Source organism: Candidatus Nitrosopelagicus brevis, assembly GCF_000812185.1.
GTDB lineage: Archaea > Thermoproteota > Nitrososphaeria > Nitrososphaerales > Nitrosopumilaceae > Nitrosopelagicus > Nitrosopelagicus brevis.
Window position 1 is genome coordinate 348,086 of record NZ_CP007026.1, and the last position, 21,276, is coordinate 369,361.

The following is a 21,276-nucleotide window of genomic DNA, read 5'->3' on the forward strand; positions in this document are numbered from 1 at the left end:
AAAACTAATTTAATGCTATCTTAAATGCAGTCACCGGGATTTGAACCCGGGTCACTAACTTGGCAAGCTAGAATAATAACCAAACTATACTATGACTGCTCAAACGTTTAAGAAAAAGTTGCATATTAAAGCCTAATGATTCAATATCAATTTTTTAATTCATCTAGTGTATTATCCATACATGGATGAAAGAATCATAAAAATTCTTGAAAAAAAAATTAGTGAGACAAAAACTGAAAATAACAAAACTAAGGAAATTGTTGATAAATTCTCTAATTTTGATTCTATTTCATTTTCTTCAGGAATTCTAATTGGACGTTTATTAAATTCATTTTATTATCAACATAGAAGGGTTCTAAAACGGGATCCTACTGATACTGAATTTACTGAATTTCTTGAATTTCTAAAAAAAGAATTTACGTAAATTCTCTAATTTTTGAAAAAGTTAATTGATGGGGTTCCAGGTAGCTTTACACAAGCTTTTCGTAATGCACTTTTTGCTGCTTCTAGATGTTCTTCATCTACATTCATTTCCATTATGACTTGACCTTGTCTTGCTCTTACTGCAAGACTATTTGCTTTTCCAAATGCACGTCTCATGCCTTCTGAAAGTCTGTCTGCACCTGCTGCTGCAATAGTTTTATTCTCTCTTAATCTAACATGTGGGTAAACTCTCAAGCGTGAATTATATCCAGTTTCCCCTGTAGTCTTTTCTAGTGTCTTGTTCGCAGCCAATCTGGTTGATTCAAGAGCCATATGTCTAATCTGGACTTTTTCATTAATTTTTAATTGTACACAATACTCAAACTGTCTTTTTTTATTTCCACTGTTAAATTTTGCAATTTTAATTTGAGGTTTTCCTTTGATATGCCTTGTATTGGCATAAGGTTGTCCGTTTCCCTTTCTATAACAAGCACCATGCATATCAAAGAAACTTCAATAACCCTATTTTAACGATTAGCATAACATATGGAGATCTCGAGTAATTTTGAGTATATTATGCAGAATTATTATATCGCAACACCTCTAAACGAGGTATGTCATTTGATTTTGAAACAAAGATCTCAGCAAAATTCATAGATGAAAAAACCATTGTACTTAATCCAAAAATGCAGAATATTTTGACAGAACGAGGGTTTGGTGAACTACAAAATAATACATTGGTATTAGATTCATTTGAAACATTATATCTCTTGTATAACAATAAACTTGAATTAAAAAAAGTAAATAAAAATATCATTTTTGATGAATTAATTCAAAAATACACCCAAAAGGATGATGATACTCTAACTAGATTTCTGCTTTATAGAGACTTACGAACTAAAGGTTATGTTGTGAAAGATGGTTTTGGATTTGATTCTGATTTTAGAGTATATGAAAAGGGGAATTATGGAAAAAAAGATGCTAAATTTCTTATTTTTGCATTCAATGAAGGTACTCAACAAAAAATTGGAAAATTGTATAAAAACATTCAAGAAATTACGCAAATGGGTAAGGAGCCTATTATTGCAGTAATTGAACGTCGTGGAGAAATAATATATTATAAAATCAATAAAATGAATTTCTTAGAAAATCAATCTGAACTTGAAATGAAGGATTTTAATTTTAATTAGGATTTACAGCCCATTCTGAAGAATATTTCAATAAACTATTTCTTTCAGCAAATTCAAAATCATAGACCTTGACAGATGATGTTTCATCAAGCCATAATTTTTCAAAATCTTTAATTTTTGTTTCAACTCTTGATTTATCATTCCATGATGTGAACACATCAATTGTTTCAAAATTCTTTGCTCTTCTGGCTAACATGACGCTTGATGTACCTGAAAAAACAACTGAGTCTCCATTTGCATCCCTGAAAATTCCCACCTTCTCAGAAAATGTACCATCAATATCTTCTGAACTTGGAATTCCAATCTTCAACATAAGATTTCCATCATTAACCAATCTTCTAATTTGTTCTAACTTTACATCTCTGATTAACTCTGGATTAAAATTCTTCCAACTATTTCCGTTTTTTGAAAATAATTTTGTCATCATATTCAAATCTTTTATTCCAAATTGGTGCCCTGATATCAGTCTCATTCTTGCATTTGGCGTTGAATTATGAAATCCTAGCGATAATGTAGTTAAACCACTTAATGTCACATATTCGACTGCTCTATCATATTCGATACAATTATTCAAACAAGGAATTAAGAAATCTGAAACTATATCATCTTCATCTGATCTGTATTGTTCTTTTAATTTTAATTTTCTAAGTTCCATAATATACTAAATATTGTTGAGAGTTAAAATCTTGTTATAATGGTGCTCCCATCGGGATTTGAACCCGAGTCACTGCCTTGAGAGGGCAATATGCTTGGCCGGACTACACTATAGGAGCTGTTTTGACAAGAAATTTGTCATAATTAAACGAATCCGCATTATTTCTTCATCTAAAAAAATTCAATGATTATACATAATTGAAAAAAGTTTTCAATAATGGGAATAATTACTTGTTGAAGGAAAACTTATCATGAACTTGGATGAAATTATTAAAATTATTGGTCCGACTAACTCTCCAATTGCAATAGGTGGATACAATTCTGATGATTTTGACACTGATTGCAACATCCACAATTTAGTTATCTTTGATGGAAAAGAAACATCTGATGAAATTATCAATCATGAATCAAAAATTCTAAAGATTTCCCACGGCAATCTATCAGAAACTAGCACTGAAAATTTAATTTATTATGATAATCTAGAAATCATCCAAGATCCGGAATGGGAACTTAAGATGTTAGTATCTAAAATACAAGAAAAGAAAAACCAATTGTTTTCCACATCTTCAAAAACTGCTCTTGTTGAATCTCAACTATCATTATCTAAGGCTAAAAATGCTCTAGAAAATGAGGATCCATTTGTTTCATGCTGGATAAAATGTGGCATAGTTTCTCTTATAGATTCAATTCTTTTACAAAATAATATTTTACCAAATCCAGTTCATGCGCTATCTTCTATACGAAGTTTGAAACAAAAAGATACAAGTCAATTTGTCGATAAAATCATCTCTGAAACAGGAATTGAAAGAGCAACTTCTTCATTATTGCCTAGAATGTTAAAATCAACTTGTGGTTTTTCTGACATGATTGAAAAAAATCAAAATTCCACTATTATTGAAACAAAGGCTAACTATCTAATTGAAAATTCTTTATTATCTGATTGTTACTTGTATCTAAATTTTCAAAACAAAATTAACTTTTACAAAATTAAAAATTCATTGAATCTAAACTCAGATAAAATTCATGTTTTGAAAACTGCATTTGATCTTACACACACACCTTCTGAATTAACTTCCTCAATCGATTCAATGAATGAAATCATTGATAAATTATTAAGCATCAGTTTCAATGTTAATAAAAAATCAAAGAATCCTTAAAACCAAGTTCATAACTATTAGAGCATGACAGATCAAGCATGCGGATGCGAAGCAGCTACAGGCGATCCAGACTATGAATGTGATTGTGCAATGCAAGGAACTTGCCTTTGTGCTAATGATTGCAAATGTACCGTGGATGTCTGCAAAGAAGCAGTATCTCAGCTAAACCCATAGAAAAAATACAACTTTTTCTTCTTTTTTATTTTATTTTATCATTGTAAAACCTATCAAACATTAAATATGCTCACAACAGTCTGAATTTTGTGAAACTACCAATCATTATTGCAACATTTTCACTACTATTGATAATTCCACTAGCATCTCAAAATTCATTTGCTCAAGTTAATTCAGGTGGATTTCAAGCAGGCGGTGTAAATGTTGATGGGTCTTGGTATGTTGGTGAAGGTCTCAAAGTCGGTGACTATTTCAGCTTTAACGTATGTCATGTAGATTATTTAGATTGTTCAGATTTTGACATGGCACTGTGGGTTCAAGAAGAAGTTCGTGTTGGAACTGAGGATAAATTTAGAATGCAAGTTTTGGTTTATGATGGTAGTAAAATTGTTAAAGGAGTAATGGATGTTGGTCAAGTTGCACCAGAACCTACTGGCGGAACTGAAGAAATCTCTTCATATCGAAGTGTTTACAAGTCTTCTATTGCTTGGCTTTCTGCATTTGCAACAAAAGAAATAGAAGACGATGGAGTATACTTAACTGGAAAAGGCCCACGAGAATTTAGAGCAGCTTCTTGGGGAAAGATTGGAAATATTGGTGGTCAACAAATCTTGCCTTCTGCTGAACAAACTATTTCAGTTGGAGCTGGTCAATTTGATTCAATTCTACTTACTTGGAAGACAGGTGGTCAACAAAGTAAAGCTTGGATTGTAGATGAATTTCCATTTCCAATCAAAGCTAAAACTTTCATGCATGTTTCCCAAGGTATTCCTCCAGTAGAATATGATTTTGAACTATTAGATTACAAAGAAAATGTATCTTCCAATCCATTTGTAAATGTTGAAACTACAGCTGCAAAACAAGCTGCTGCAGGATGTCCTGCAGAGTATCAAAAGACAAAATTTAATGAATCTACAAATACATTTTCAATGATTGTTAAAGGTGTCATTGGTCCAAAAATTGTAAAACAAGGATGTGATATTGAGATGTTCATTGATTTCAAGCGAATGGTAAATCCTACTGAATTTGTAGACCAAGTACATTATGATATTGTAGTATTTGGTGATACATCAAAACCTCCAATCAAAACAGTTTCTGCTGAAGAAGGAAGAGCTGAATTATACACCGCATCTGGTCAAACATATAGATTCGTGTTGGCAGATCAGCCTCCTGGAATATACACATATGCAATAGTCGTTTATGGTACTGGTCCTGAACACATTCTAGGTGGTAATCCTGACACATCTGGATTAATGACATTTGAAATTGAAGTCGTAAAAGGTGGAGACACATCATTTTCTGCACCTCCTAATGCATCAATCACTGATATTCCACAATGGGTAAAAAATAATGCCGAATGGTGGGCAGACGGACAAATTGATGATGCATCATTTGTTAGCGGCATACAATATTTGATTAATCAGGGAATAATGAAAATTCCTCAAACTGCACAAGGCAGCGGTTCTGGTTCTGATGGAATTCCAGAATGGATTAAAGGTAATGCAGAATGGTGGGCTGCAGGTCAAATAGACGATAATACATTTGTTAGCGGCATACAGTGGTTAATTTCAAATGGAATTATGAGAATATCTTAAAATTGGAATTGATGTGAAAATATGACCGGTCTATTTAGTTATCCAAAACGAAAACTTCGAAAATTAATAACTCAAGGTGAATATGAAAAAGCTGAAGAATTCGGCCAGGAATTAGAAGCAAAATTTTCCAAGGATCCTGATTTTCTATTCATCATGGGAAGTATGTATTATATGCTAAATGAGGAAGAAAAGACACTACATTACCTTGACAGGGTTTTGGAAATGAATCCATATGATGTTGAATCATTGTCTTTAAAATTACGTGTTTATCAATTCCGAGCTGAAAACCAAGAAGATCAAGAATTAAAGCAAAATGAACTTAATGTTGTTATTGATTGCTGTAGAAAAATTCTAGATGAAACGCCAGATAATTTTCAAGTACGCGATCTCATTACCGAACTAGAATCTCAATCCTGACTATTTTTCAATAGATACACATTTTCCAAAAGCCATTCACAAAATTCTATAACTGGTTGAGTGAATTCATACCAGATATGTAGTGAATGTGGAAGGATATCGATTTTATCTTGTATATTGCCATTAAAAATTATTCTTACGCCTTCCTTGTCCTCATACATGTATGCGTCTTCTGTTTTGATATCTCCTAAAATTTCTAAAGCCTTTTCTTTAATTATTTCTCTGTCCATAGGAAACCGTTTTTTTTCCATATCTATAATTAGACTAAGGTCTTGTTTTCCATACATCTCAAAGTTATCTATTTTTCCTTCATGTGGAAAATTAACTAATAACTCAATATTGTATTTTTTACCAACTTTCTTGCCTATTTCACCAATTTCTTTGTAAGCCATCCCTGGATTTTTTTTTAATAGAAAACGTATTTGTGGTAAATTTGATTTTAATGTTTTTTGTAAATCCTCTGTAATTGTTTTAAACATATTCCATATTTGGATAATGCCATATTTAGATTAGTTTTTTTAGAATAGAATATCTGGAATAAACATGGCAATGCCCATGAATAATGATGAAATGGATCCTGATGAAGGAGGAGCCGAAAGAACATCAAATGTTACTGATTACAAAAGAACATGTATTGATTTTATTGAAGACATATCCGGAAGTTATTTTGAATGGATAGATTACTATTCTAAGAATAAACAAATTGATGAAAATGAAGATAAGAAAAGAAGAACTGAAATTTCAGCTGTAGTAGAAAAAACAAACACTTGGCTAGCAAAAGTTCCTATGACTATCAAAGCTGTTGATGTTGTAATGAATGACGGAATACAAAAAATGGCCGAATCAACTGCAGGAAAACCATTCCAAATTGGAGTTTTTATTAATAAAATATCTGAATACACAATGGCAAAACCAGGAATAATTGACATTCATGTAAAAGCTTCGGGAAGAGATGGAAGAAACGTAAAGCTAGGTTCTCATGCTCAGGATGAGAGATTTAGAATTGAATCTACAGGAAAAGTATTTTTTGATGAAGAAAATATTCCTAAAAATGAATTTGATACAATGGATATACATCTAAAACTTAATGCTAGTAAATGTGTTCAAAGAGATGTTATTTCATTTACCGTTATAGTCAGTGAAATGAAAGATGGAAATGAATATGACCGTAGAGGCTTATCTACTATAATCCATATTGTCTAACTATTATCCAATAATTTTATCTCTAGTACTATTCTTGCTTCTTTTTGTCTACTTTCTTCTGTATACTTCAAATTTGAAATCTTCTGCGCAAGTTCATCTTCTTCAACTAGTCTAGCTAAACCTGAAAATTCATTTCCGTCAAACTCCACTTTTACTTGCGGATGTGCAATAGCATTTTTTAACCAATCACTATTTGGATTTCGCCTAGAAAAATAAATCATATCGTTGTAAGTAACAGCTTTTGCCCACACTTTGTGTTCTTTTCCTGATTTCCTACCTTTAGTTTTTAGTATAGCTTTGAATGTTAAATTGTTAATAATTTTCATCTTTACCTAAATGCCATAACAAATCCAAACATTGCAATAACACATGAACCGCCAACGCCCACCAAATACATGATTTTGTTTCCTTGCATAAATTGAATTATATCATAGATTATTTAAAATATGTAGCATTTTCTTTAGGAAGTAAATTATATTCTCATTCTCAAAGTTAGTTATGAACGCTATAGAGATTAATTCCTTAACAAAAAATTTTAAAAATTCTACGGCTGTGGATAATATCTCTCTTAGTGTAGAAGAAGGTGAAATTTTTGGATTTCTAGGTCCAAATGGTGCTGGGAAGAGTACTACGATGATGATTTTAACAACATTACTGAAACCTACATCTGGAAATGCATCTGTTTATGGGCATGATGTAATCACAAATCCTTCAAACGTTCGTAAGAATATTGGATTTGTTCAACAAGAAATTGGAATTGATGAATATCTCACTGCTCGAGAAAATCTACAATTTCAATGCAAGATAAGTCAAATTCCTAAGGAACAAACCCAAAAACGAATAGAAGAGGTAATTGATTTAGTTGAATTAACTGAAAAACAAGATGAACAATCAATCACATTTTCTGGCGGAATGAGAAAAAGACTTGATATTGCTTGTGGTCTAATTCATAGACCGAAAGTCCTATTCTTGGATGAGCCTACGGTTGGGTTGGATATTCAAACACGAAGGAAAATTTGGGAATACATACGAAAAATTCACAAAGAGTTTGGAATGACAATTTTTGTTTCAACACACTATATGGAAGAAGCAGATAGTTTGTGTGACAGAGTTGGTATTATTGATTATGGGAAAATTCAGATAGTTGATACTCCTGAATCTATGAAAAATAAACTAGAAACTGACATGATTACATTTTCTATAATTCCTGATGAAAATAAACAAGAACAATTCATAAATAAAATTAAATCATTTGAACTTACAAAAAATGTTGAGATTAACGGAAACAATATGGTCGTTCAATCTTCTAATTCAACTCAAGTGATACCAAAAATCTTCCAAGCATCATCTGAATTTGGAATATCTATTGATTCATTCGTATTGAACAAACCAACGTTAGATGATGTTTTCATTTCACATACTGGACATAATTTACGTGATGACACTACTGGTAAATTTAACAAAAGAAAGGAATTCAATCAATCAAGGAGACGTGCACTATGATTATTCATGATACATATGCAATTTTTTGGCGTGAAATGAAACGTTATAGAAAATCAAAGAGTGGTGTAATAATTCGATTAATTCAACCTGCAATATGGATTGTAGTTATGGGAAATATCTTTGCTGGAACTCAACCGTTGATACAATCAGTTGGATTTGATGGTGAATATATTGAATTCATGGCTCCAGGAGTTTTGATTTTAACTGCAATATTCACTAGTATTTTTGGTGGTGTAAACACCTTATGGGACAGACGTTATGGTTTCATGAATAAAGCGCTAACATCTCCAATCTCACGCTCATCAATTGCATTAGGAAAAATGCTTGCAATATCTATGATTGCTGCATTTCAATCAAGTTTGATTCTTGGTATGGCGCTGGCACTTGGTGTTAGTATGCCTCATCTTTGGATGATTGCCCCAATTATGGGAATTGTAATATTATTCTCAATTGGTTTTTCAGGAATTTCTGTTATGGTTGCAGCTGCTGCAAAATCCCAAGAAACATTCTGGGGAATAATTAATTTTTTAGGAATGCCATTATTCTTGCTTAGTCCTGCATTATTCCCACTTGAATTAATGCCAGATTGGCTTGCATCTGTTGCAGCCTTTAATCCTGTTAGTTATACTGTAATTCTTGTAAGAGAGATGATGTCTGGTTATGTCGATAGTCTGTCTGCAATGACTAGTATCGCTGTTTTAGGAATATTTAGTATCTTAATGATTGGTCTTGCAAGTTATGTATTCACTCGTGACGTCAACAAGCCCTTTTAGGTATAATTTCAAAGCAAATTCCCTCTTAAACACCGCAAAGTCACTCAATTTTTGACAAGAATTGTAAAAAATACTCACACGGTTGATCTTGAGGACATTTTTAGAGCATTTCTTGATGCATCTACAGATATTCCTAGTCTTAGCATTGACTGTATCGTTAGCTGGTATTTCATATATTGAAAATGTTAATGCTGCAAGTGGTCATAATTTTGAATCTCAATGGGGGCAAGCAGGAATTTTCAAATCTGGATTTTTCTTAAGCCCTCAACATTTGGCATTTGATTCAGAAAATAATGTCTATGTAACTGATCTTGGAAACTCGCGTGTTCAGAAATTTGATTCTACAGGAAATTTTCTTATCGAGTGGGGAAATAGAGGAAGTAGTGATGGAGAATTTGGACATCCTACCGGAATTGCCGTTTCTGATGAATTTGTATTTGTAGTTGATAACAAAAATCATAATATACAAAAATTTACTCTTGATGGAGAATTTATTTCAAAATGGGGTGGATTCGGAAAAGATAATGGATTTTTTAAATCTCCACGCGGAATAATTGTTTCTGATTATGAATCTGTTTATGTTGTAGATTCTGGTAATGCAAGAATTCAAAAATTTACTCTTGACGGAGAATTCATTTCTGGTTTTGGACAAAGTGGGAAACGTGGAGGTAATTTTGTTAGCCCTGTAGATATTGCAATTAATTCTGATAAAATTTATGTAACTGATCCAAATCAAAATAAAATTATTGTCTTTGATTTAGAAGGTAATTTAGAGAATATATTCAATGACAGTATTGGTGGTAAACCAATTTATCCTGAAGGAATAATTTTTGATGAAGAAGATAATTTTTACATTGTTGATTATAGGAATAATAGAATAATTCATTACAATGAATTTGGTGTTTCATTATCTATATTTGGCCAAATGGGAAATGATAACGGCCATTTCAAATTTCCAAAAGATGTTGCTATATCAAATGATGGATATCTTTTCATCACTGACACACAAGGACATCGTATACAAAAATTTTCCACTCCTTTAGTTCAGAATTCTCTAATAATTGAAGAAGAACAAAACCTGCAAACAGAAATTACTCCTGAATCTGAAAAAATTGAAGATGTCAAGACTCCATTACAACCTGTAATCCCTATTCCAAATGATTTCCAAAAACCTGTAATTTTAGTTCCTGAAGATATTTTGGTGGAGGCAACTGGACCATTAACCTCCATAGATATTGGCGAGGCAATGGCAACTGATGAAAGTGGAATTTATTCTCTAACAAATAATGCTCCATCCTCATTTCCTCTAGGAATTAACACTATAATCTGGACTGCTGTTGATGGTGCTGGAAATATGGCCATTGCTTCTCAAACAGTCACAATCCAAGATTCCACTCCACCAAAAATTTCTGCCATAGATGATATTTCCCTAGAAGCAAAATCATCTAGTCAAAATCTGGTAACATTGACTATTCCTGAAATATATGATGAAGTAGGTGTAATGTCAACCACTAACGATGCACCAGAAGTATTCCCACTTGGTGAAACAATCGTAACTTGGACTGCAACTGACGTTATAGGAAACATCTCAAATCTTAGCCAATCAATTATTTTGGTAGATTCAACTGCCCCTCGTATTGCATTTTCTGAAGATTTAATTATTGAAGCATCTAGTTTAGAAGAAAATATACTTGAATTAGTTATTCCCGAAACATCGGACGATGTTGAGGTCATATCAGTAACTAACGATGCACCTACAGTATTTCCACTTGGTGAAACAATCGTAACTTGGACTGCAACAGACTCTTCAGGCAATTCTTCATCACAATCTTATACAATTACATTCGTAGATACAATTATTCCTGAAATTTTAACCTCTGACGAAACATTTGAAGCAACTATCTTTGGTGGGACAAACACACCATTAGAATTTCCAGAAATTATTGACATTCAAAATGCAGAATTAACTAACGATGCTCCTACAGTATTTCCACTTGGTGAAACAATCGTAACTTGGACTGCAACAGACTCTTCAGGCAACTCCGCCTCAGCAACTCAAACTATAATCGTAGTTGACACAACTTCTCCAATTCTCATTGCACCTGAAAATCTCACAATAGAAGCCGAGAGTACACTAACTCAAATTGAAAATCTTGGTGAATTTGTTGCTGAGGATATATCTGGAATAACCACAGTCACTAACGATGCACCAGAAGTATTCCCACTTGGTGAAACAATCGTAACTTGGACTGCAACAGACGATTATGGTAATTCAATATCAAATACTCAATCAATCACTGTTTTAGATACAATTTCACCTGTAATTATGGCACCATCTGATTTCCAACTTGAGGCTAGTCATATTGAAAATAATGTCATTGATCTAATTGGCGTTAGAGCATCAGATGATGTTGAAGTTATATCCATCACTAACGATGCACCTACAGTATTTCCACTTGGTGAAACAATCGTAACTTGGACTGCAACAGACTCTTCAGGCAACTCAGCTTCAGATTCACAACAAATTTCAGTTATAGATACAACCATTCCATCTATCATCGCTCCAAATGATATTCAAGTTGAGATATATGATAAATTAGGTGTGGAAATTGATACTGGTATTCCTACATCTGATGATGTTATCGATTCTCAACCTGTAATCACTAACGATGCTCCTACAGTATTTCCACTTGGTGAAACAATCGTAACTTGGACTGCAACAGACTCTTCAGGCAACTCCGCCTCAGCAACTCAAACTATAACCGTAGTTGACACAACTTCTCCAATTCTCATTGCACCTGAATCAATAATACAAGAAGCAATTAATCATGAAGCAAATCCTGTAAGAATTGGAATTTCTGAATATACTGACATAATGGATATAACATCAATCACTAACGATGCACCAGAAGTATTTCCACTTGGTGAAACAATCGTAACTTGGACTGCAACAGACTCTTCAGGCAACTCCGCCTCAGCAACTCAAACTATAACCGTAGTTGACACAACTTCTCCGGTAGTAGAAAATTTTGATTCATTAACATTTGAAGCAACAGCTCAAAATGCTAATTTGGTTGAAATACCTTTGATTACTGCATCTGATAATACTGAAATTATATCAATCACTAACGATGCACCTGTTTTATTTGAATTTGGAACCACTATCATAAATTGGTCTGTTGTTGATATTATTGGCAATCAATCTGTTGTAGAACAACAAATTGACATAATCGACACAACTCTACCAACAATCATATCTCCTGTTGATGTGGAAGTTGAAGCAACATCCATGGAAAACAATCTTGTTGAATTTGGATTCGCAGAAGCATCTGATCAGGTTGAAATATCAACAATCACTAACGATGCACCTACCGTATTTCCACTTGGTGAAACAATCATAATCTGGACTGCAACAGACTCTTCAGGCAACTCCGCTTCAGCAACTCAAACCATAACCGTAGTTGACACAACTGCCCCAGTCATAACTACTCCTGAGAATATAACATCAAATGCAACTTCAAAATTAAATAATATTGTAGAACTAGAACAAATTTCGGTAATTGATTCTATCAGTACTGTTCAAATCACAAATAATGCTCCATCATACTATGAATTTGGTGAAACAATCGTAACTTGGACTGCAACAGACTCTTCAGGCAACTCCGCCTCAGCAACTCAAACTATAACCGTAGTTGACACAACTGCCCCAGTCATAACTACTCCTCAAAACATCATTGTAGATGCTGTAAATACTGAAACTCTCCTTGAAATTGGATCGGCAACTATAGATGATATTATTGATGATAGACCAATTATTACTAACGATTCACCTACAGTATTCCCACTTGGTGAAACAATCGTAACTTGGACTGCAACTGACAAATTTGGAAACACATCCTCATCCTTGCAAACAATTTCTGTCCAAACATGTGGGAATGATCCTTTATCATACAATCTGATTGTCGGTTCTGAAGAAGATGATATACTAATTGGTACTGCATTATCTGACTTAATTTTTGCAAATGGTGGAGATGATATTATTTCTGGTGATAAAGGAAATGATTGTATTCTTGCAGGTGATGGTGATGATATAATTTTTGGAAATCAAGGTAATGATCATATTTCTGGTCAAGGAGGTAATGACATCATTAAAGGTCAATCAGGTGAAGACTTTGTCTTTGGAGGTCTAGGATTAGACGTTATTGATGGTGGAGATGATATTGATACCTGTAAAGTAATTGATGAACAAAGTTATGATATTGTAATAAAGTGTGAGTCAAATGAATAAAATTCTAATAATTCTTGCAACACTTGCAATAACAAGTGTACTTGTCTCATCTTCACTTCCTGATTCTGAAGCAAAGTTATGGGATTTTTTAGTTGATATTGAATTTCTAAAAAGCCCAATCAATGAAGGAAAAAATCCAATACTAATTGGTACTGTAGTTGATCATGCCTACCGTCCATTATCAAACATTGACGTAAAACTAACTATTGCAGGAGAGTCTCACATGTTGAAAACAGACGGAAATGGTGAGTTTGGTAAACAAATTGATGTGAGTGAACTCAAACCTCGTACATACTCTATACTTGTTTTTGCTACTGATGAAAATGGAAAGAAGGGTATGGCACGTACAACCTTGGAAGTATCTGGTCATACAGAAAAATCTGCAAAATATGAAAGACAATTGGAATCTATGGAATTGGCAAATGACTTATCCAAACTTCGTCTAAATTCAAATGATCCGATATCGGTAATCTTATATCAACATTATTTGAAATTACAAGAAAATGCAGCTCAAGCAAAATATGAAGAAAAATTGTTGGACCTTCCTCAACAAAAAATTCGTGATGCTAGACAAATGATACATGAAAAATTGACGCAATCCATAGATGAACGCCCACTTATCACTCGAGCTTTTGACGATTCAACAAAATTAGGTAAATTTTTACAAAACCTTGATGATGAAAAGCGAACACTCTTTGAGTTACAACTCAACTCTACAAAATTACGTTTTAGTGAAGCTCAAAATATAATGCAAGATATTTTGAAAAATGGAGGAACTACAAGTGATGCCAGAGCTGCATATTTTGATTATCTTTCTATAACTCAAGAAGAAATGAACTCATTCACACAAAATATTGAAAAAACAGAAATTTCTTCTAAACCAATAACAAATTCCACAGAAAATTAACCAAATTTCTGTTAGATTAATAATTCCCTAATCTATACAAAATCATATTGAATAATTCTAAAAAATTATTCTCAGATGCAAAAAAAGTAATTCCTTCTGGGGTAAATAGTCCTGTACGATATTTTGAACCATATCCATTCTTTGTAAAACGTTCACAAGGTTCTTCTCTATGGGATGAGGATGGAAATCAGTTTGTTGATTTCTGTAATGGTTATGGCGCATTATTGTTAGGTCATACAAGAAAAGAAATCATTACTGCAGTATCAAATCAAATGAAAAAAGGTACACTGTACACTACTCCTACGGCATTGGAAATAGAATTATCAAAATTAATCATAAACAATTTTCCTTCCATGAAAAAAGTAAGAACCATGAATACTGGTGCGGAAGCGACAATGACTGCAATTCGACTTGCAAGAGGTTTTACAAAAAAGAAAAAAATTATCAAGTTTGAAGGTTGTTATCATGGTGCATATGATACTGTTTTAGTTAAAGCAGGTTCTGGTTCTGCACATAATGGAATTTCCATTTCTGATGGTGGTCTAGATGAAGTTTCTCGTAATACTCTTGTCGTGCCTTACAACGATATTGATGAACTTGAAAAAACATTATCTAAAAATAAAGATGTGGCTGGATTGATTGTTGAACCTGTGCTAGCAAACATGGGTTTGGTCTTACCTGAAAAAAACTTCCTTAAGGATCTAAGAAAAATTACTAATCAATTTGACATTCCATTGATATTTGATGAAGTTGTAAACGGTTTTAGAATTTCTGAAGGTGGCGCACAACAAAAATTCGGTATCAAGCCTGATATCACAACTTTAGGTAAAGCCTTAGGAAATGGTTTTACCATATCTGCTGTAGGAGGTAAAAATGAAATCATGAATCTATTATCTCCTGATGGAAAAGTTTACCAAGCAAGTACTTATGCAGGTAATCCGATATCTGTTGCCGCTGCAATAAGCTCAATCAAAACAATAAACAAAATAAAAAATAAACTATATCCTAAATTAGAGAGATATTGTAAAATTATGGTTGATGAAATAGATGATCTTGCAACTGATTATAAAATACCACATACAATCAATTCTATAGCATCCATGTTCCAAATCTTCTTTACAAATCAAAAAGTTATTGATTATAAAACATCAAAAAAATCAAGTACAAAAAAATTCCATAAATTATTTACAAATTTACTAAAAAATGGAATATTCACTGCACCTTCACAATATGAAACTGTATTTTTATCTGATTCACACACAGATCAAAATATTACAAAAGCATTAGGAGCTTATGGCTTGTCATTAAAAGCGGTGAAAAATTGAGTATAAAATTAGGAACACGTGGAAGTCCGCTCTCTTTGGCACAAACTAGTTGGGTATTAGATGAATTGAAAAATACTAATCCTTCTTTGACGTTTGAAATCGAAAAAATTACAACTAAGGGTGACACTGACACACGACCGTTATTTGCAATGGAGCAAAAAGGAATATTCGAAAAAGAAATTGATCGTGCAGTATCTGAAAAACAAGTAGATTTTGCTGTTCATAGCATGAAAGATGTTCCTTCTGATTTAGATTCATCATTAACTATTGCATGTGTTCCAAAACGTGAGTCTGTTAATGATGTTTTAATTACAAATGATGGTTTTTCACTTGATTCAATTCCCTCAGGTTCAACAGTTGGAAGTAGTAGTCTACGACGTGCAGTTCAAATTTCAAGAAAACGTCCTGATCTAAATGTTAAACCAATTCGAGGAAATATTGAAACAAGAATTAACAAAGTCACTGAAAAGAAAATTGATGGTATTGTTCTTGCAAAAGCTGGAATTTCTAGACTAGGTGTAGATACAAAACATTCTCTTTTATCAAAAGATGAATTTCTTCCATCACCAGGTCAAGGAGCATTAGCCATTATCTGTAGAAGCGACGATTCAAAAACAATTGAAATGTTAAAAAAAATAGAAGATAAAAACTCAAGAATTGAAGTAGAAGCTGAACGTTCATTATCTGAACATATTGATTCAGGTTGTAGATTTCCTGTTGGTGCATATGCTTCTGTAAAGTCAGATTCATTAATTCTAAAGGTAGGTGTTTATTCTATGGATGGAAAAAAATCAATATTAATCGAAGAAAATGGGACAATCGATAATCCATTTGAATTAGGTAAAAAAATTGGTAATGAATTAAAATCACAAGGTGTATCAGAGATTGCTTCTAATTGGAGAGAAAAACTGGAAGAGTGGAATAAACAATGACTGGAAAAGTATACTTAGTTGGAGCAGGACCTGGAGATCCAAAATTAATCACATTACGTGCAATTGAATTATTGAAAGAAGCTGATGTGGTGCTATATGATAGATTGGTCAGCAAAAAAATAATTTCTATGATTCCAAAGCGTACAAAAGCTATCTATGTTGGCCGTGCTGTTGGTGATGATACAAGACATCAAGATGGAACAAATGAATTAATGGTCAAATATGCAAAATTAAACAAAAAAGTTGTTCGACTAAAAGGTGGTGATCCAATTATTTTTGGACGAGGCGGAGAAGAAGCTGAATTTCTTAAATCTTTCAAAGTAAAGTATGAAATTGTTCCTGGAATAACTTCTGGAATTGGTTCTGCAACATATGCTGGAATTCCGTTAACACATAGAAAATATGCTTCTTCTGCTGTATTTGTGACTGGTCATGAAGATCCAGAAAAGAATGAAGAAATTGTCAAATGGAAAAAACTTGCAAAATCAGTTGATACCATTGTAATAATGATGGGACTCTCAAGAATTGGAATAATATCAAAACAACTCATTGCTGGCGGAATGAAAAAATCAACTCCTGTTGCGGTAATTCAAAATGGAACAACTCCAAAACAAAAAATGATTGTTGGCACTTTAACTAGTATTGCTGGTAAAATTAAAAAAGAAAAAATGGCTCCTCCTGCAAATATAATTATAGGTGAGGTTGTTAAACTGCATAAAACTATTGGATGGAAAAAATGAGCCAAGAAAAAACTATTGCTATAACACGTTCAAAAGATGATTCTGAAGAGTTTATACAATTAATCACTAAACATAATGCAACTCCTATAACACTTCCAACTATTGAACTTGTTAGTAAAGGTGAAAAAATAGTTGATGATTTTTTAACATCTGTTAAAACTGAGAATCCTGACTATTCTGTATTCATGAGTTCTAAGGCTGTCAAACTATTAATCGAAAGTTCTAAAAAAATCTCAAAATTTGAAGAATTGAGATTGGCAATTACTAATACTATTGTTATTGCAGTTGGTCCTAAAACCAAAGAAGCATTAGAAAATGAAAACATTAGAGTCTCACACATGCCAACTAGATATTCCTCTGTTGGAGTTGGTGAAGTATTTACAAAATTGAACGCTGTTGGAAAAAAGGTAATTGTGCCTAGAAGCGGTGCATCCACTCCATTCTTAAAGGAACTTCTTGAAAAAATTGGACTTGAAATAATTGAATTATATCTTTATGATGTTTGTGCATTTCGAGATACCACACAATGGAATGAATTTCGTTCATTATTTTCAAAAAATTCTGTTGATGGAATAATTTTTACAAGTGCATCATCTGTTAGAGCGTTTTTTGAAATAATGACAAAAGACTTTGAACATTCTCAACTTTTAGAAAATCTACAAAAAACCAAAGTAATTGCTATAGGTCCATTTACCGCCGATGAACTCAAAAAATTTGACGTTCAAAACATTATTGCTGATGTCCACACTGTGGCTGGTTCAGTTGATGTAATGGTAAATGAACTCTCATTAGCTTAACCTATTTAGCCTAGCCTAAATTTCCTCGGACTTTTATAATAACAACGTTGTATTTACTGTATGGCAACTGAAAATTTTGACATGGATTATTCCAAGTATGATTTCAAAGACTCTACTGAAATGTATGTCCATTTGAGTAAAAAAGGTCTTTCAAAAGACACCGTAATTGGAATAAGCAAAATGAAAGATGAGCCACAATGGATGCTTGATTTTAGATTAAGATCATATGAGGCATTTATGAAAAGACCAATGCCAAATTGGGGTGCAGATCTTAGCCATATTGATTTTCAAAATATTTACTATTACGCAAAAGCTTCTGAGAAGACTGAAAAAAACTGGGATGATGTTCCAGAAGATGTCAAAAATACATTTGATAAACTAGGTATTCCTGAAGCAGAAAAAAAATTCCTTGCAGGAGTTGGTGCACAATACGAATCAGAAGTAGTTTACCATAATCTCAGAGAAGATTTAGCAAAACAAGGTGTCTTATTTTTAGATACTGACAGTGCTCTAAAGGAACATCCAGAAATATTCAAAAAATACTTTGGAAAAATGATTCCTCCTGAAGATAATAAATTTGCAGCATTAAACAGTGCAGTATGGAGTGGAGGTTCATTCATCTACATTCCTCCTGGAGTTAAAGTTGACATGCCATTACAAGCATACTTTAGAATTAACGCAGAAAACATTGGTCAATTTGAAAGAACTCTTATCATTGCAGATGAGGGTTCTGAAGTTCATTATATTGAAGGTTGTACTGCCCCAGTCTATTCATCAGAGTCATTACACTCTGCTGTAGTAGAACTTGTTGCACACAAAGATGCAAAATTAAGATATACCACAATTCAAAACTGGAGTAACGATGTATACAATCTTGTCACTAAACGTGCTTATGCATATGAAGGAGCATCAGTTGAATGGATTGATGGTAACATTGGAAGTAAAATTACAATGAAATATCCTGGAATCTATTTGATGGGTCAAAAAGCCTATGGTGAGACTTTGTCTATTGCTTTTGCAGGAAAAGGTCAACACCAAGATACGGGTGCAAAGATGGTTCATCTTGCACCTAATACAACATCTAAAGTTACTTCAAAATCTGTTAGTCGTTCTACTGGTCGTTCAACTTACAGAGGATTACTAAATGTTGCAAAAGGTGCAACTAATGTGAAATCTACTGTTAGATGTGATGCATTACTTCTAGACGAAACATCAAAAACTGATACTTATCCATACATGGAAATTAACCAAGAAGATGCAACTATAACTCATGAAGCAACAGTTGGAAAAATTGGTGATGATCAGATTTTCTACTTGATGACTCGTGGATTTTCTGAAGAAGAAGCATTAACTCTAATTGTTAATGGTTTCATGGAACCATTCACAAAAGAACTCCCAATGGAATATGCAGTAGAATTAAACCGACTCATCAAATTAGAGATGGATAATTCAGTCGGTTAGAATTAATCTATCGTGTGGTAAATCATGGAACAAACACTATCCTCAATTCAATCTTCTTTAGTTGAAGAAATTTCATCTTCAAAAAATGAACCTCAATGGCTTAAAGAATATAGAAAAAATTCACTTAGCATCTATAATGAATTGCCTGCTGAGGTATCTCCACTCTATGGAAAATATACTGATGCAAAACGTATGGATCCAGAAATGGTCTCATTATCTATAAACTCCAATTCAAAATTACCTGATTTCCTTTCAAAACGTGTTGAAGAAGTAAAAAAAGAAAATGGTCTGATACAAGTAGGAACTAATATTATTTCTACTAACTTGTCTGACGAATTAAAATCCAAGGGCGTTGTTATTTCATCTATTGATGATGCATTACAACAACATCAAGAACTAATAGAGAAAACAATCAAATCTTCAAATTCTAATGAAGATAAGTATACTGCATTAAACAATGCCGCATTTAATTCTGGATTATTTGTTTACATTCCAAAAAATCAAATCATAGATGAACCAATTCATCTATTTTCTTGCTTGTCTGATGATGGTTTATCAACAATATCTCGAAATATCATAATTGTTGAAGATAATGCTAAAGCAAATCTAGTTCAGGAATTATACTCCCCACAAAATGGAAAACAACAAGCCTATCTTGAATTATTGAATACTAGTATTGGCGCAAATAGTAGTCTTGATGTCACATCACTGCAAATGATGGATCAATCATCAATTAACTTCTCTACTCGAAGTTCACATCTTGCACAGGATTCAAAAATTAACTGGTATCTTGGACTCTTTGGCGCAATGTTGTCTAGATATAGAATTGATTATCATCTTAACGGAACTGGTGCTGTTGCAACTGATTCTGAAGTTGTTTTTGGAAATAATGAACAATCCTTTGATCTAAATACAATTGTAAATCATAATGAACAATCTACTGAAGGCAAAGTTGTAGAAAAATCAATTCTAAAAAATAAATCAAAATCTTTGTTTAAAGGAATGATCAAAATTAATGAAAATGCTGCACATTCAAACTCATTTCTCTCTGGGCGCTCCATCTTATTAGATAAAGATGCAAAATCTGACGCAATCCCTGGCTTAGAGATTCTCACAAATGATGTAAAAGCAACACATTCTGCATCTGTTGCACAAATGGATGAAGAACAACTTTTCTATTTAGGAACACGTTGTCTAAGCAAACCAGAAGCTGAGAGAATTATTGTAGAAGGATTTTTGGAACCAATGTCTCGTTCAATGTCTTACCAAGTGCGTGCCTGGATTGCCTATCTAATTGAATCAAAATGGGAAGGAAAGGAATTATCAATTAACAACGATGAACAATTGAAAGCATTAGTAGAAGTTGAGGAAACTCGCTATAATGAAAATGCTGAGATTGAACAACATTACAAGTATAGGTGAAATCAATGACTGATTGGATTAAGGCATGTAGTACAGACAACTTAGGTCAAGGTGAAATGTTCAGTTTTGATCATAATGAGAAAAAATTACTATTAACAAATATGAATGGAAAAATATTTGCAACTGATAGAACTTGCACTCATGCAGATGCTGATCTATCTACTGGATTTTTAACCGAAAATGGACTAACTTGCCCATTACATCTATCTGTGTTTAACATGGATGATGGTAAACCTCAAAACCCTCCTGCTGAAAACTCATTACAAACTTACAGAACAAAAATACAAGATAATAATATCTTGATTGAGGTGTAAT

At 32.9% G+C, this 21,276-nt stretch carries 22 protein-coding genes and 2 tRNA genes; 18 read left to right on the forward strand and 6 right to left on the reverse strand.

From position 1 onward, the window contains the following. Window positions 1–25: 25 nt before the first annotated feature. A tRNA-Gly gene (locus tag T478_RS02080) sits at window positions 26–99 on the reverse strand. Between the two features lie 82 nt (window positions 100–181). Here T478_RS02080 and T478_RS02085 point away from each other — a divergent pair. Then, a complete protein-coding gene (locus tag T478_RS02085; RefSeq protein ID WP_048104798.1) occupies window positions 182–424 on the forward strand; it encodes a hypothetical protein in 243 nt (80 codons plus the stop codon). A 5-nt stretch (window positions 425–429) separates the two neighbouring features. Here T478_RS02085 and T478_RS02090 read toward each other — a convergent pair whose 3' ends face one another. Continuing rightward, the gene (locus tag T478_RS02090; protein ID WP_048104800.1) at window positions 430–924 is read right to left on the reverse strand and encodes a 50S ribosomal protein L16; all 495 of its coding nucleotides are present in this window, start codon (window positions 922–924) and stop codon (window positions 430–432) included. Between the two features lie 113 nt (window positions 925–1,037). On the opposite strand from T478_RS02090, the gene endA reads away from it, so the two are divergent. Further along, window positions 1,038–1,613 carry a tRNA-intron lyase gene (gene endA, locus T478_RS02095; protein ID WP_048104802.1) on the forward strand — a complete coding sequence of 192 codons (576 nt, stop codon included), beginning with the start codon at window positions 1,038–1,040 and terminating at the stop codon, window positions 1,611–1,613. Here endA and T478_RS02100 read toward each other — a convergent pair. After that, window positions 1,606–2,268, reverse strand: coding sequence for a phospholipase D-like domain-containing protein (locus T478_RS02100; RefSeq protein ID WP_048104804.1), 663 nt, complete (start codon window positions 2,266–2,268; stop codon window positions 1,606–1,608). The two genes, endA and T478_RS02100, sit on opposite strands and share 8 nt — an antisense overlap. Before the next feature lie 40 nt (window positions 2,269–2,308). Then, a tRNA-Glu gene (locus tag T478_RS02105) sits at window positions 2,309–2,386 on the reverse strand. 132 nt (window positions 2,387–2,518) lie between these two features. On the opposite strand from T478_RS02105, the gene T478_RS02110 reads away from it, so the two are divergent. The 4 genes from T478_RS02110 (at window position 2,519) to T478_RS02120 (ending at window position 5,610) form a co-directional block, all read left to right on the forward strand. Beyond that, complete coding sequence (locus tag T478_RS02110; RefSeq protein ID WP_048104805.1) at window positions 2,519–3,424, forward strand: hypothetical protein; 906 nt, start codon at window positions 2,519–2,521, stop codon at window positions 3,422–3,424. Window positions 3,425–3,448: 24 nt separating this feature from the next. Next, window positions 3,449–3,598: a hypothetical protein gene (locus tag T478_RS07700; RefSeq protein WP_177313230.1), complete on the forward strand. Its 150-nt coding sequence runs from the start codon at window positions 3,449–3,451 to the stop codon at window positions 3,596–3,598. 89 nt (window positions 3,599–3,687) lie between these two features. Beyond that, window positions 3,688–5,193: a hypothetical protein gene (locus tag T478_RS02115; protein ID WP_048104806.1), complete on the forward strand. Its 1,506-nt coding sequence runs from the start codon at window positions 3,688–3,690 to the stop codon at window positions 5,191–5,193. A gap of 21 nt (window positions 5,194–5,214) precedes the next feature. Next, window positions 5,215–5,610: a tetratricopeptide repeat protein gene (locus T478_RS02120; RefSeq protein ID WP_048104808.1), complete on the forward strand. Its 396-nt coding sequence runs from the start codon at window positions 5,215–5,217 to the stop codon at window positions 5,608–5,610. Here T478_RS02120 and T478_RS02125 read toward each other — a convergent pair. Beyond that, window positions 5,601–6,089: a hypothetical protein gene (locus T478_RS02125; RefSeq protein ID WP_048104809.1), complete on the reverse strand. Its 489-nt coding sequence runs from the start codon at window positions 6,087–6,089 to the stop codon at window positions 5,601–5,603. The genes T478_RS02120 and T478_RS02125 overlap by 10 nt on opposite strands. A gap of 64 nt (window positions 6,090–6,153) precedes the next feature. On the opposite strand from T478_RS02125, the gene T478_RS02130 reads away from it, so the two are divergent. Then, a complete protein-coding gene (locus tag T478_RS02130; protein ID WP_048104811.1) occupies window positions 6,154–6,813 on the forward strand; it encodes a hypothetical protein in 660 nt (219 codons plus the stop codon). Here T478_RS02130 and T478_RS02135 read toward each other — a convergent pair. Further along, complete coding sequence (locus tag T478_RS02135; RefSeq protein WP_048104814.1) at window positions 6,810–7,139, reverse strand: nitroreductase/quinone reductase family protein; 330 nt, start codon at window positions 7,137–7,139, stop codon at window positions 6,810–6,812. The genes T478_RS02130 and T478_RS02135 overlap by 4 nt on opposite strands. A 172-nt stretch (window positions 7,140–7,311) precedes the next feature. Between T478_RS02135 and T478_RS02140 the strand changes: the two genes are divergently transcribed. From T478_RS02140 to T478_RS02190, 11 genes are all read left to right on the forward strand, one after another. After that, window positions 7,312–8,316, forward strand: coding sequence for an ABC transporter ATP-binding protein (locus T478_RS02140; protein ID WP_048104816.1), 1,005 nt, complete (start codon window positions 7,312–7,314; stop codon window positions 8,314–8,316). Continuing rightward, window positions 8,313–9,089, forward strand: a complete 777-nt coding sequence (locus T478_RS02145) for an ABC transporter permease (protein WP_048104817.1) — start codon at window positions 8,313–8,315, stop codon at window positions 9,087–9,089. The genes T478_RS02140 and T478_RS02145 overlap by 4 nt, the downstream gene beginning before the upstream one ends. Before the next feature lie 115 nt (window positions 9,090–9,204). Beyond that, a complete protein-coding gene (locus T478_RS02150; RefSeq protein WP_052433834.1) occupies window positions 9,205–13,377 on the forward strand; it encodes an HYR domain-containing protein in 4,173 nt (1,390 codons plus the stop codon). Further along, a complete protein-coding gene (locus T478_RS02155; RefSeq protein ID WP_048104819.1) occupies window positions 13,370–14,284 on the forward strand; it encodes a hypothetical protein in 915 nt (304 codons plus the stop codon). Before T478_RS02150 ends, T478_RS02155 begins: the two co-directional genes overlap by 8 nt. A 44-nt stretch (window positions 14,285–14,328) precedes the next feature. Next, the gene (gene hemL / locus T478_RS02160; protein ID WP_048104820.1) at window positions 14,329–15,609 is read left to right on the forward strand and encodes a glutamate-1-semialdehyde 2,1-aminomutase; all 1,281 of its coding nucleotides are present in this window, start codon (window positions 14,329–14,331) and stop codon (window positions 15,607–15,609) included. Then, the gene (gene hemC, locus T478_RS02165; RefSeq protein ID WP_048104822.1) at window positions 15,606–16,541 is read left to right on the forward strand and encodes a hydroxymethylbilane synthase; all 936 of its coding nucleotides are present in this window, start codon (window positions 15,606–15,608) and stop codon (window positions 16,539–16,541) included. Before hemL ends, hemC begins: the two co-directional genes overlap by 4 nt. Continuing rightward, complete coding sequence (gene cobA / locus T478_RS02170; RefSeq protein ID WP_048104823.1) at window positions 16,538–17,281, forward strand: uroporphyrinogen-III C-methyltransferase; 744 nt, start codon at window positions 16,538–16,540, stop codon at window positions 17,279–17,281. The genes hemC and cobA overlap by 4 nt, the downstream gene beginning before the upstream one ends. Beyond that, the gene (locus tag T478_RS02175; protein WP_048106753.1) at window positions 17,278–18,078 is read left to right on the forward strand and encodes a uroporphyrinogen-III synthase; all 801 of its coding nucleotides are present in this window, start codon (window positions 17,278–17,280) and stop codon (window positions 18,076–18,078) included. The genes cobA and T478_RS02175 overlap by 4 nt, the downstream gene beginning before the upstream one ends. A 60-nt stretch (window positions 18,079–18,138) precedes the next feature. Continuing rightward, the gene (gene sufB / locus T478_RS02180; protein ID WP_048104825.1) at window positions 18,139–19,539 is read left to right on the forward strand and encodes a Fe-S cluster assembly protein SufB; all 1,401 of its coding nucleotides are present in this window, start codon (window positions 18,139–18,141) and stop codon (window positions 19,537–19,539) included. A gap of 24 nt (window positions 19,540–19,563) precedes the next feature. Then, window positions 19,564–20,961 (forward strand): Fe-S cluster assembly protein SufD, encoded by a 1,398-nt coding sequence (gene sufD / locus T478_RS02185; protein ID WP_048104826.1) that lies wholly within the window; start codon window positions 19,564–19,566, stop codon window positions 20,959–20,961. A 5-nt stretch (window positions 20,962–20,966) separates the two neighbouring features. Beyond that, window positions 20,967–21,275 carry a Rieske (2Fe-2S) protein gene (locus T478_RS02190; protein WP_048106755.1) on the forward strand — a complete coding sequence of 103 codons (309 nt, stop codon included), beginning with the start codon at window positions 20,967–20,969 and terminating at the stop codon, window positions 21,273–21,275. Window position 21,276 lies beyond the last annotated feature (1 nt).